The 12,625-nt window shown below is 72.3% G+C and carries 10 protein-coding genes; all 10 read left to right on the forward strand.

Annotated features, from left to right (window positions below; all coding sequences use genetic code 11):
- Nucleotides 1-17 precede the first annotated feature (17 nt).
- The 10 genes from ACN28C_RS26250 to ACN28C_RS26295 all read left to right on the forward strand — a co-directional run bounded on the left by ACN28C_RS26250 (nucleotide 18) and on the right by ACN28C_RS26295 (nucleotide 12,573).
- Complete coding sequence (locus ACN28C_RS26250) at nucleotides 18-677, forward strand: GOLPH3/VPS74 family protein (protein ID WP_422770197.1); 660 nt, start codon at nucleotides 18-20, stop codon at nucleotides 675-677.
- Nucleotides 678-837: 160 nt separating this feature from the next.
- A complete protein-coding gene (locus ACN28C_RS26255) occupies nucleotides 838-3,246 on the forward strand; it encodes a Tex family protein (protein WP_422770198.1) in 2,409 nt (802 codons plus the stop codon).
- A gap of 412 nt (nucleotides 3,247-3,658) precedes the next feature.
- On the forward strand, nucleotides 3,659-4,450 hold the full coding sequence (locus ACN28C_RS26260; protein ID WP_422770199.1) for a response regulator transcription factor: 792 nt from the start codon (nucleotides 3,659-3,661) through the stop codon (nucleotides 4,448-4,450).
- Nucleotides 4,447-6,090 (forward strand): sensor histidine kinase, encoded by a 1,644-nt coding sequence (locus tag ACN28C_RS26265; protein ID WP_422770200.1) that lies wholly within the window; start codon nucleotides 4,447-4,449, stop codon nucleotides 6,088-6,090. Before ACN28C_RS26260 ends, ACN28C_RS26265 begins: the two co-directional genes overlap by 4 nt.
- A 210-nt stretch (nucleotides 6,091-6,300) precedes the next feature.
- Complete coding sequence (locus tag ACN28C_RS26270) at nucleotides 6,301-7,434, forward strand: aminotransferase class I/II-fold pyridoxal phosphate-dependent enzyme (protein WP_422770201.1); 1,134 nt, start codon at nucleotides 6,301-6,303, stop codon at nucleotides 7,432-7,434.
- Entirely contained in the window at nucleotides 7,431-8,141 is a 711-nt protein-coding gene (locus ACN28C_RS26275; RefSeq protein ID WP_422770202.1) for a sugar transferase, read from the forward strand. The genes ACN28C_RS26270 and ACN28C_RS26275 overlap by 4 nt, the downstream gene beginning before the upstream one ends.
- The gene (locus tag ACN28C_RS26280; RefSeq protein ID WP_422770203.1) at nucleotides 8,138-8,785 is read left to right on the forward strand and encodes an acetyltransferase; all 648 of its coding nucleotides are present in this window, start codon (nucleotides 8,138-8,140) and stop codon (nucleotides 8,783-8,785) included. Before ACN28C_RS26275 ends, ACN28C_RS26280 begins: the two co-directional genes overlap by 4 nt.
- Entirely contained in the window at nucleotides 8,782-10,197 is a 1,416-nt protein-coding gene (locus ACN28C_RS26285) for a glycosyltransferase family 4 protein (RefSeq protein ID WP_422770204.1), read from the forward strand. Before ACN28C_RS26280 ends, ACN28C_RS26285 begins: the two co-directional genes overlap by 4 nt.
- Nucleotides 10,198-10,373: 176 nt before the next feature.
- Complete coding sequence (locus ACN28C_RS26290) at nucleotides 10,374-11,753, forward strand: O-antigen ligase family protein (protein WP_422770205.1); 1,380 nt, start codon at nucleotides 10,374-10,376, stop codon at nucleotides 11,751-11,753.
- Nucleotides 11,743-12,573 carry a class I SAM-dependent methyltransferase gene (locus tag ACN28C_RS26295; protein WP_422770206.1) on the forward strand — a complete coding sequence of 277 codons (831 nt, stop codon included), beginning with the start codon at nucleotides 11,743-11,745 and terminating at the stop codon, nucleotides 12,571-12,573. The genes ACN28C_RS26290 and ACN28C_RS26295 overlap by 11 nt, the downstream gene beginning before the upstream one ends.
- Nucleotides 12,574-12,625: the final 52 nt, after the last annotated feature.

The following is a 12,625-nucleotide window of genomic DNA, read 5'->3' on the forward strand; positions in this document are numbered from 1 at the left end:
GCCGGCCGAGGATGACGATGACCGACTACCCTGGCTCACCCACCGAACGGCTGGCCGACGAACTGTTCCTCATCGCGCACGATGACTACAGCGGCAAGCTGCTCGCCGCGGCGAATCTGGTGGATGCCGCCCTCTCCGGCGCGCTCCTCGCCGAACTGCTCTTCGACGGCCGCATCACCCTGGCCCAGTCCTCGGTGTACGTCGCGGACAACCGGCCCTGGCAGGAGCCGGTCACCGACCGCGTGCTAGCCGAGATGGTGCGGCGGGGCAACGGGCATCCGGCCCGGTCCTGGGTGGAGTTCCTGGCCAGCCGGGCCCGCGACCACATCGGCGACCGGCTGGTCAGTGCCGGTGCGGTCCAGCGGGTAACCGGTCGGGGGCTCAGCCTCCGGATGACGGTGCGCTTCCCCGGGTTGGACCCTAACCGGGTCGCCCGGCCCCGGGTCCGGCTCAACGCCGTCTTGGAGCGGTCCGACCGCCCGCTGGATCCGCGGACCGCGACGCTGGCCGGGCTGGTCCGGGCCGCCGGTCTGATCCGGGCGCTGCTCTCGACCAACCGGTCGATGGTGGCGGAGCGGATCGCCGCCGGCCGCCGGCTGCTCCCCACCGAGCTGGCCGACCTGCTCAACGCGGTCGACGCGGCGGTCGCGGCCACCACGCTCACCCTGCGCCGCTGAGCGGGCCGGCTCACGCTGCGCCGCTGGGCGGGCCGGCTCACGCTGCGCCGCTGACCGAAAGTCGGGCGCGTCCGGCAGAATGCTTCCCGGCACCCAGTGGCCCGCGGCCGAGCCCGGCGGCGTGCGCTGGCGAACCCGAGTGGAGAAGGCGGAACAGGACGTGACAACCTCTGCGCAGCCGCGCTCTGTGCACCAGCGGATCGCCGAGGAGCTCGGCGTACACGAGCGGCAGGTCCGGGCCGCGGTCGGCCTGCTCGACGGCGGGGCGACCGTGCCGTTCATCGCCCGTTACCGCAAGGAGGCCACCGAGTCGCTCGACGACGCGCAGCTGCGCGCCCTGGAGGAGCGGCTGCGCTACCTGCGGGAGCTGGAGGAGCGCCGGGCGGCGGTGCTGGAGTCGATCCGGAGCCAGGGCAAGCTGGACGACGCTCTGGAAGCGCAGATCATGGCGGCCGACTCCAAGGCCCGGCTGGAGGACATCTACCTGCCCTACAAGCCGAAGCGGCGGACCAAGGCACAGATTGCCCGGGAGGCCGGGCTGGAGCCGCTGGCGGAGACGCTGCTGGCCGACCCGACCCAGGACCCGCGCACGGTGGCAGCCGGTTTCGTCGACCCGGACGCCGGGGTCGCCGACCCGACCGGCGCGCTGGACGGCGCCCGGGCCATTCTGGTGGAGCGCTTCGCCGAGGACGCCGACCTGATCGGCTCGCTGCGGGAGAAGATGTGGTCGCGCGGCCGGCTGGTCTCCCGGGTACGCGACGGCCAGGAGCAGGCCGGCGCCAAGTTCGCCGACTACTTCGACTTCGCCGAGCCGTACCCGAAGCTCCCCTCGCACCGGATCCTGGCGATGTTCCGGGGCGAGAAGGAGGGCGTGCTCGACCTGACAATGGACCCGGAGGAGGCCGAGGCCCCGGCGGGTGCCCCGGTCGGCCCGAGCCGCTACGAGCAGGAGATCGCCGCCCGGTTCGGCGTCGCCGACCAGGGGCGGCCGGCGGACCGCTGGCTCGCCGACACGGTGCGCTGGGCGTGGCGGACCAGGATCCTCATCCACCTCGGCGCCGACCTGCGGATGCGGCTCTGGCAGGCGGCCGAGGACGAGGCGGTCCGGGTCTTCGCCACCAACCTGCGGGACCTGCTGCTCGCCGCGCCGGCCGGCACCCGGGCCACGATGGGGCTCGACCCGGGGCTGCGCACCGGGGTGAAGGTGGCGGTGGTCGATGCCACCGGCAAGGTGGTGGCAACCGACACCATCTATCCGCACGAGCCGCGCCGGCAGTGGGACGCCTCGATCGAGACACTGGCCCGGCTGGCCAGGGCGCACAGGGTCGAGCTGGTGGCGATCGGCAACGGCACCGCCTCCCGGGAGACCGACAAGCTCGCCGGTGACCTGATCAAACGGTACGCCGACCTCAACCTCACCAAGATCGTGGTCTCCGAGGCCGGCGCCTCGGTCTACTCCGCCTCCGAGTACGCCTCCCAGGAGCTGCCCGGCCTGGACGTCTCGCTGCGCGGCGCGGTGTCGATCGCCCGCCGGTTGCAGGACCCACTCGCCGAGCTGGTGAAGATCGACCCACGCTCGATCGGGGTCGGTCAGTACCAGCACGACCTCTCCGAGGTGAAGCTCTCCCGCTCGCTGGACGCGGTGGTCGAGGACTGCGTCAACGCCGTCGGCGTGGACGTCAACACCGCCTCCGCGCCGCTGCTGACCCGGGTCTCCGGGATCGGCGCCGGACTGGCGGAAAACATCGTGCTGCACCGCGACGCCAACGGCCCGTTCCGGACCCGGCAGGCGCTCAAGCAGGTGCCGAGGCTCGGCCCGAAGGCGTTCGAGCAGTGTGCGGGCTTCCTGCGTATCCCCGGCGGGGACGACCCGCTGGACGCCTCCAGCGTGCACCCGGAGGCGTACCCGGTGGTCCGTCGGATCCTCACCAGCACCGGCACCGAGCTCTCCGCGCTGATCGGCAGGACGGCCGTGCTGCGCAAGCTCAGGCCGGGCGAGTACGTCGACGAGACCTTTGGGCTGCCGACCGTCACCGACATCCTCCGGGAGCTGGAGAAGCCGGGCCGGGACCCCCGGCCGGCGTTCCGGACCGCGACGTTCGCCGACGGTGTCGAGACGATCGCCGACCTCACCCCGGGGATGCTGCTGGAGGGCGTGGTCACCAACGTGGCGGCGTTCGGCGCGTTCGTCGACGTCGGGGTGCACCAGGACGGCCTGGTGCACGTCTCGGCGATGTCCCGGACCTTCGTCAAGGACCCGCGCGACGTGGTCAAGTCCGGTGACGTGGTCCGGGTGAAGGTGCTGGACGTGGACGTACCCCGGAAGCGGATCTCCCTCACCCTGCGCCTGGAGGACGAGGTCGGCGCCGGTCCGCGCCCGTCCGGCGGCGGCTCGGACCGGGGCGGTCCCGACCGGGGTACCCGCGGCGGCGGCCAGCCCCGGCAGGGGCGCGGCGGCGGCCAGCAGCAGTCCCGCCCGGGGCGGGGTGGGTCGGGCGGCTCCGCCGGCTCGGGCGGCGCGGGCGGCGGCGCGATGGCCGACGCGCTGCGTCGCGCCGGCCTCGCCTGACGGCCCCCGCTCCGTCGCTCCCCGCTTCCGCTCCCCCGATCCGTCGCGGGCGGAAGCGGAGGCGGCGTCGGCGGTGGACGGCCGGCGGGCAGGGGCCAGGGGTGAGCGAGGTTCAGGCCGCTGGACCAGCAGGGTCAGCACCCCGGCGACCACGATCGCGGAATAGTTGATCAGCAACTGGACCAACGACCCGAGTGCCTCGTCGACGACTCACCCCTCCCCCGGCCCTGCTGGACCGCCCGGCGAAGACTCTGGTGCTCGACCTAGGAAGCCGGGTGTGCGGAAGCGGTGCAGAACGTGTGCCCGGCGCATGCGGATCGCCCGCTGACCGTTTCCGGATGCCGCCTTCATCACTTCTTCACCGCCCCGGCGCTCTAATCGATGCCGCCCGGAGCAGGCAGAATGGGGAAACATGAGTGCGCGGATACTCGTCGCCGAGGACGACCCGAAGCAGGCCAACCTGGTCCGGCTCTACCTCGAGCGGGAGGGCCACAGCGTCCTGGTGGTCGGCGACGGGCGCGCCGCCCTGGAGCAGGCGCGGGCCCGTCGGCCCGACCTGGTGGTGCTGGACGTGATGATGCCGGTGCTGGACGGGCTCGACGTGTGCCGGATCCTGCGGGCCGAGTCCACCCTGCCGATCCTGCTGCTGACCGCCCGGACGACCGAGGACGACGTGCTGCTCGGCCTGGACATCGGTGCCGACGACTACCTGACCAAGCCCTACAGCCCACGGGAGCTGGCCGCCCGGGTGCGTGCCCTGCTACGCCGCTCCGGCGTGCTCAGCTCGGGCAACCAGGCGGTGCTCCGGGTCGGCGACCTGGAGGTCGACCCGGGCCGGTTCGAGGTGCGGATCGGTGGGCGGCCGATCACGCTCACCGCGAAGGAGTTCGGCATCCTGGAGGTGCTGGCCGCCGAGCCCGGTCGGGCGTTCACCCGGGCGCAGATCATCGACCGGGCCTTCGGTTTCGACCACTACGTGCTGGAGCGGACCGTCGACGCGCACGTGATGAACCTGCGCCGCAAGATCGAGGTCGATCCCGCCGAGCCGCGCTACCTGCAGACCGTGTTCGGCCGCGGATACCGGCTGGCCGAGTCGACGACCGCTCAGCCCTCTCCGCCGGAGGACGCCGCACAACCCAATTCGGCGGAAACCGCCGACGGGCCGGCTCCGGCGAAGAGCGCCGGGGCGGAACGGTCGGCGTGAGTTTCCGGCTCCGGGTACTCGGCCTGGTGATGCTGGTCGCGGTCAGCGCGACCGCCGCAACCCTCTGGCTGGTGCTCCGCCAGGCGTCCCGCCAGATCGACGAGTCCGACGCCGCCGGCGCCGCGCTGGACCGGGTCACCGCCGCGCTCAGCGACTACGGCCGCCGGCACGGCACCTGGGAGGGCGTCCGGGACCTGGTGGTGCGCCTCGGCGCGCAGACCGGGCAGCGGATTCACCTGGTCACCGAGTCCGGCCTGGTGCTGGTGGACACCGACCGCGAGGCCCGCCCGCACGAGGCGGTACGCCCGCTCGGCACCGTCTTCGGCTACGTCAATCCCCGACCGACGCTCGACCTCTCCCGGGTCGATGCCAATGCGGCGGCGGTCGCCGTCGAGGAGCTGTACCGGTATCGCGCCGGTGTCCGGCTCGCGGCCTGCCTGACCCGTCGCGGTGTCGAGCCGGTCCAGACCCCGGGCCGGCACGGGGTGCCCGGCTTCGCGATCGACCCGACCCGGGCGATCGACCCGGCATTGGTCCGGACCTGCACCGACCAGGCGCACGAGTCGGAGCAGACGGCCACGACGGACCTGGTCGAAATCGAGCAGACCTGCGCCGAGGACATCGGGACGGAACAGCAGAACTACTGCCTGACCGAGGCATTCAACGCGCGGATCGCCGAGGTGGCACCGCAACCGGCCCGGGTGATCCTCGGGGTCGGCGACGACGGCGGGCGGACGCTGGTGGTCGGCCCGCTGCTGGCCGCCGCCGCCGGGGTGGCGGCGGTGGCGATCATCGCGACCGCCCTGCTCAGCCACCGGGTGCTCCGGCCGATCGGGATCCTGACCACGGCCAGTGCCCGGCTCGGCCGGGGTGACCTGACCAGCCGGGTGCCGGTGCAGGGCAACGACGAGATCGCCACCCTGGCCCGCTCCTTCAACCGGATGGCCGACTCCCTGCAACGCGGCGAGGAACGCCAGCGCCGGCTCGTCGCCGACGTGGCGCACGAGCTGCGTACGCCGCTGGCCAACCTGCGTGGCTATCTGGAGGCACTCTCCGACGGCGTGATCGAGCCCGATCCGGAGCTCTTCGCCTCGCTGCACGAGGAGACGGTGCTGCAACAGCGCATCGTCGACGACCTTCAGGACCTCGCGCTGGCCGAGGCGGGCAGCCTGGCGTACCACCGGACCGGCGTCGACCTGGCCGAGCTGCTGGAGACGTGCCGCACCACCCACGGGGCCAGCGCCGACGCGGCCGAGGTGGCGCTGACGGTCAGCGCCGAACCGGTCACCGTGCACGCCGACCCCGACCGGCTGCGCCAGGTGATCGGAAACCTGATCACGAACGCGCTCCGGGCCACCGGCCAGGGCGGCCAGGTCACCATCACCCTCCACCGCGACGGCGAGTCGGCCGTGGTCCGGGTCGCCGACACCGGCTCCGGGATCGCACCCGACGCGCTCCCGTTCGTCTTCGACCGGTTCTGGCGGGGCGACTCGGCGCGCGGCCGGAAGACCGGCGGCAGTGGTCTGGGCCTGGCCATCGTTCGGCAGATCGTCACCGACCACGGCGGCGCCATCCGGGTCGCCAGCGAACTCGGCACCGGCACCACATTCACCATCACGTTGCCGATTCCGCGCCGCTGAACGCGTTCGTGCCGTCGGCGGAGCCGAATTCTTTTTCTATTCGTCACCGACAGGCGGCAACTGACGTTCACCTTGACGGGAGGCCTTACCACGTCGGCACAGCGAGTCGGGCGGCCTGTTCCCGTGTTACTTCCGTGAACGGAGGACCATCGTGAGTGCCGTCGATTTCGGCAGCCAACAGCAGCGCCGTACCGCGACCGGCCAGGGCCGGTGAACGCCACAATATATCTCTCCGCGCCGGACATCGGGCCGCTGGAGGAATCGTATCTGCTGCGCGCGCTGCGGTCGGGATGGGTGGCACCCGTCGGTCCGGAGATCGACGGCTTCGAGCGGGAAGCGGCGCACCGCGTCGGCGCGGCCGGTGCCGTCGCGCTGAGTTCCGGCACCGCCGCGCTCCACCTGGGCCTGCTCGGTCTCGGTGCCGGTCCCGGCACGGTCGTCGTCGTGCCCACCCTGACCTTCGTGGCCACCGCCAACGCCGTCTCCTACACCGGTGCCGAGCCCGTCTTCGTCGACTGTGACCCGGCCGACGGAAACATCGATGTCGACCTGCTCGCCGCCCTGCTCAAGGAGTACGAGGCGGCCGGGCGGCGGGTGGCCGCGGTCGTTCCGGTGGATCTTTTCGGCAGCTGCGCCGACTACGCCCGGCTGCTGCCCGTCTGCGACGCCGCCGGGGTGCCGGTGCTGGAGGACGCGGCGGAGGCGCTCGGCGCCACCCGGGGCGGACGGGCTGCCGGCTCGTTCGGCCATGCCGGGGTCTTCTCGTTCAACGGCAACAAGATCGTCACCACCTCCGGCGGCGGGATGCTCGTCTCGGACGATCTGGAGCTGGTCGAGCGGTGCCGCTACCTCTCCACCCAGGCCCGGCAGCCGTTGCCGTACTACGAGCACACCGAGACCGGATTCAACTACCGCCTGAGCAACCTGCTGGCCGCCGTGGGCCGGGCGCAGTTGCGCCGCCTCGACCTCATGATCGCCCGCCGTCGCGAGCTGCGGGTACGCTACGCCGAGCTCTTCGCCGCGGTGCCGGGAGTACGGCTGCTCGGGGAGAGCGATCCCGGCGCCAACAACTGGCTGACCTGCATCGTCGTCGATCCGGACCAGGCCGGTTGGCACGCACGGGAACTCGCCGCCCACCTCGCTGGCGCGCAGATCGAGACCCGACCGGTGTGGAAGCCGATGCACATGCAACCCGTTTTCGCGGGCCACCGCAGCATGCTCACCGGCGTCGCGGAGCGGCTCTTCGCCACCGGCCTCGCCCTACCCAGCGGCTCCGGGCTGAGCGACTCCCAGATCGCGCGCGTGCTGAGCACGACCGCGGACTTCCTGGGGACACGGGCGTGACCGCCGAGCGCCGCCCGTACGACCGGTCGAAACGGATCATGGACGCGGCTGTCGCCGCCATCCTCCTGGTGCTCCTCGCACCCGTCATCGTCGCGGTGGCCGGTGCCGTGGCCCTGGCCCTGGGCCGACCGGTGCTGTTCCGGCAGGCCAGGCCGGGCCTGCACGGTAGGCCGTTCACGCTCTACAAGTTCCGCACGATGCATCCCGTCGGGCCGGGCCGGACCAGCGACGGCGAGCGGCTGACCCGGCTCGGGTCCTGGCTCCGCGCCACCAGCCTGGACGAGCTGCCGACCCTGTGTAACGTGCTGCGCGGGGAGATGAGCCTGGTCGGGCCGCGCCCGCTGCTCCTGGAATACCTCGACCGGTACACGCCACAGCAGGCCCGCCGGCACGAGGTCCGGCCGGGCATCACCGGCCTGGCGCAGGTGAACGGCCGCAACACCATCAGCTGGGCGGAGCGGCTCAGCCACGACGTCTGGTACGTCGACCGGCGCTGCCTCGGTCTCGACCTGCGAATCCTGCTGAAGACGGTCGGCCGGGTGTTGCGCCGGCACGGCATCGCGGCCGACGGCAACGCCACTATGCCGGAGTTTCTCGGCACGCGGCGGGCGCTCGCCGGCGCCGCCGGCATGACCGGCACGAACAGCAGCGCCGGCAGGAACAGCACCGCCGGCAGGAACAGCTCGGCGCAGGAGGCACGGCGGTGAGCGTCGACGTCGTGATCGTCGGCTGCGGCGGGCACGGCCGGGAGATCGCCGAAATCGTCCGGGCGGTCAACGAGGTCACGCCGGCCACGCGGCGCTGGCGGTTGCGCGGCTTCGTGGACGACCGCCCGGCGGAGGCGAACCTCAAGCAGGTGCAGCGCCTCGACGTGCCGTACCTCGGGCCGGTGACCTGGTTGCGCGACGCCCCGGCGGGCACCCACGTCGTCCTGGGGGTCGGCGACCCGCGGGTCCGCCGCGGCCTGGGTGCGCGCGTCGACGGCTACCGGCTGCCGGGCGCGGTGCTGGTGCATCCGGACGCGACGCTCGGTCCGGCGAACACCGTCGGTGACGGCGTGGTGATCTTCGCTGGCGCCCGGGTCACGACCAACGTCCAGCTCGGCCGGCACGTGCACCTGAACCAGAACTGCACCGTGGGGCATGACAGCTCGCTGGCGGACCACGTCTCGGTGAACCCGCTGGCCGCCGTCTCCGGCAACTGCGTACTCGAACCGGGCGTCCTGATCGGCACCACGGCCGCCGTGCTCCAGGGTCTGCGGGTCGGTGCCGGCAGCGTGGTCGGCGCCGGCGCCTGCGTCGTCCGGGACGTCCCGGCCGGCGTCGTCGTCAAGGGGGTACCGGCCAGGTGAGCCTCCACTCGGGTGAGTCCGGTGGCGCCCGTCCGTCCGGGCAGGACCGGCCCAGAGGGGAACGGGACGGACAGGAACGGGACGGACAGGAACGGGACGGCGCGGGCCGGGACCGGCTGCGCGTCGTGGTCCTGTTGAAGACGAACAGCGGGGGGTTGTGGATCATCCCGCAGGTGACCGAACTCCGGCGGCGGGGGCACGAGGTCCTCGTGGTGCTGCCGCCCGGCCCCGGCAGGTTGACCGCCGAGCTGACCCGCCGGGGCTTCCCGGTGCTCGACTCCCCCTTCGACTTCGGCTTCCGACCGCGCCCGGCGACGCTGCGCGGCCTGTGGCGGCTCCGCCGCCTCCTCCGCCGGCTCCGGCCGGACGTGCTGCACTACCATCTCTACGCGTCGGCCCTGGCGGCCCGGCTGAGCACGCCGGGACTTCCGGTACGCCGGGTGCACATGGTCGCCGGGCCGCTCTTCCTCGAGTCCGCGCTGATCCGGCCGGTCGAACGGGTGCTGTGGCGGTTGGATCACCTCACCATCTGCGGCACCGAACACACCTCGCGGCGCTACGGGGACCTCGGTTGTCCGGCGCCCCGCCGTCCGGTCGCGACCTACGGGGTGGACCCGGCGCACTTCGCGCCCTCCTGGTCCATCGCTGACCGGGACGGTACCGCGACAGCCGCACCGGCCAGCCGCGAGGTGCTGCGGGCGAAGATCCGCGCCGACCTCGGCATCGACCAGGATGCATTCCTGGCGGTGATGGTGGCCTACGTCTATCCGCCGAAGCGCCTGGCGCACAACGGCAGGGCCATCAAGGGCCACGACGTCCTCCTGGCCGCCTGGCGCACCTTCCACGGCCGGCACCCCCGGACGCATCTGTTGCTGGTCGGCAGCGGGTGGACCGCCGCCGGTGAGGCATACCGGCGCGAACTCGTCCGACGGTTCGACCTCGACGCGGACCCGAGCGTCACCTGGATCGAGTCGATGCCGGACGTGCGACCCTGCTACGAGGCCGCCGACCTGAGCGTCAGTCCGTCCCTCTCCGAGGGCCACGGAGCCGCCTGCGAGGCGAGCGCGATGAACCTGCCGAGCGTGGTCAGCGACGCCGGCGGGCTCCCCGAGACCATCGACGAGGAGACCGGCTGGGTGGTGCCCCGGGGCGACGCGCCGGCCCTGGCCTCGGCGCTGGAGGCCGCGTACCGCGAGTTCGAGGCCGGCGGGCTGCGGGCGCGAGGTGATCGCGCCCGCGACCGCGCCCTGCGACTCTTCGACAACCGGCTGGCCGCCATCCGGGTGGCGGACGCCATCGAGCGGGCCGCCGGCGGTGGCACGGGCGGCGGACCCGGCACGGAAAAAAGTTCTCACGAGGAATTCTCGTCAATTTATCCGGCGGCCGACCCAGACCGAACTCGCCTCCATTAATACGACCGCCCGAATACCGTTATATGCGCTTCCAGTACGCCGGAGCCGGGTAGGATCTGCATTTGTTCCGACACTCTATTGACGTTTGCAGGTCACGGCCGGAGAGGTCTTCAGTGACGGCTCACCCGAGGTCACAGACATGGCCACCACCGCCGTTTCCCGCCGGCCGGTTCACCATGCCGCCCCGTGCCCACCGGCGCCTGGCCTGGCCACTCATCTCGCTGGTGGCCGGTTGCCTGGTCGGATATCTGGTGGTCGCGCATCCGCTCGCGGCGGGCCTGGCCGTGGTGGTCGCCGCGGCCGTGCCGATCGTGCTGGGCCGCCCTGACCTACTCATCCTCTCCGTGGTGCCGTTGAGCGTGGCCCACCTCTCGTTCGTGGCGGACGACGTGCGCGGGGTCCTGCTGGTGAGTCTCGCCGTCGGGCTGGTGCTGGTGCCGACCCTGCGGTCGCCCGTCGGGCGCACCCGCCCGCTCCGGATGGGCTGGCCCGCGCTCTGCGTCGCCGCCCTCGCCGGTCTGCTCCTGCTCAGCACGACGGTCCGGGACAACGCCTGGACGCCGGACCTGCCCGGCAGGTTCTCCGGTCTGACCCATCTCATCGTGGTCATCGGTGGCCTGGGTCTGCTGCTCGCGGTCACCGTGTGGCCGCCGAAACCGGCGGACGTCGCGCGGCTGGTGGCGCTGACCGGTGGCATCGTCGGCCTCTACGCGCTGTTCGACGGGCACTACAACGGTGGCCGGCTCGAGGCTCTCGGCATCAACTCCAACTACCTCGCGGCGCTGCTGGCCCCCTCGGTGGGCACGGGCGTCGCCCTCGCGCGCCAGCCTCGCCGGCTCTACTACCTCGTGCCGGCCGCGATCTGCCTGGTGGCGGTGCAGCAGACCCAGTCCCGGGCGGGAGTCCTGGCCGCGGTGGCCGGCGTGCTGGTGGCCGTGATCTCGAACCGGCCGGCACGGCAGCGGTTCATCGGAATGGCGATCAGCGGAATTCTGGCCGCCGCTGTCTACGTGTTCCGCAAACCGATCTGGACGGTGGTGTTCGACGAGCGCCCGATGTCGCAGCTCACCGACGACTCCGGGCGGGCCGGCGTACTCAGCGCGACGCTGAGCGCCATTACCCAGCATCCGTTCAACGGTATCGGCTACCGCATGTTCCCCTACTACGCCATGAACCATCCGGATGTGGGCCGATTCCTGAAGACCCACAACGACTATCTGGGCCTGGCGGCGGAGGCCGGCATCCCGGCGGCGTTGCTCCTGATCACCCTGGTGGTCGCGGGACTGGTCGTCCGCGGTGACGCGCTGCTCACGCCGTTGCGTGCCGCCGTGGCGGGCGGAGCGGTGACGCTGGCGTTCGCCAACGTGCTCGTCTGCCCGGTCGTCATCGTCGGGTTCTGGATCTGCCTCGGCTGCCTGCTCGCCAACCGCCGCCGCACGACCGACGACGCCGCTGCCGGTGCCGACACTGGCTCGGCCCTCGGCACCGGCCCAACCGTCGGCACCGAACAGGTCCTGCGTCCACATCCGCACAGGGAGGAAGCCCATGCTCGATAGCAGGAGCGAGGTCGCCGCCGGTCGGCGGTTCGGCTTCGGCGCCAACTGGAAGTCGTTCGTCCAGGTGATGGACGACGACCGGATCGCCTCGGCAACCGCCTCGTTGACCCGGGCGCTGGCCGTCCCGGATCTCGCCGGCAGGTCGTTCCTTGATATCGGCTGTGGCAGCGGGCTCTTCTCCCTGGCGGCGCACCGGCTCGGTGCCACCGTGCACTCCTTCGACTTCGATCCCGACTCGGTGGCGGCCACCACCGCGCTCCGGCAGCGGTACGCGGCCGACGGCGACTGGACGGTCGAGCAGGGTTCGATCCTCGACCGGGCGTACGCGGCCAGACTGGGCCATTTCGACGTCGTCTACTCCTGGGGCGTGCTGCACCACACCGGCGACATGTGGAAGGCCCTGGCGGCGGCCGTCGACCTGACCCGGCCGGGCGGCCGGCTCTTCGTGGCGATCTACAACGACCAGGGCCCCGCGAGCCGGGTCTGGCGCTGGGTCAAGCGCCGCTACAACTCCTCGGGACGGCTTGGCCGGATGCTGCTCCTCGGGCTCAGCACCATGTACCTATACCGGCGAGTTCCGCTCCGGAAGCTCCTGCAACTCGTCATGCCCCGCCGGTTTCCGCCTCGGCCGATCCGCCGGGGCATGTCCCGGAGTCACGACCTCGTCGACTGGGTCGGCGGCTATCCGTTCGAGGTGGCGCGGCCGGAGCAGATCTTCCGGTTCGTCCGGGACCGGGGCTTCGAGCTGACCCACCTCACCACCTGCGGCGGCGACCTGGGCTGCAACGAGTTCGTCTTCCGGCGGCACGGCGGCGACTGACCCCCGCACCCGCCGGCCGGCCGGCCCGGCGGCGGCCCGGAAGCGCCGGTTC

It is taken from the genome of Plantactinospora sp. WMMC1484 (genome assembly GCF_049315195.1).
Taxonomy (GTDB): domain Bacteria; phylum Actinomycetota; class Actinomycetes; order Mycobacteriales; family Micromonosporaceae; genus Plantactinospora.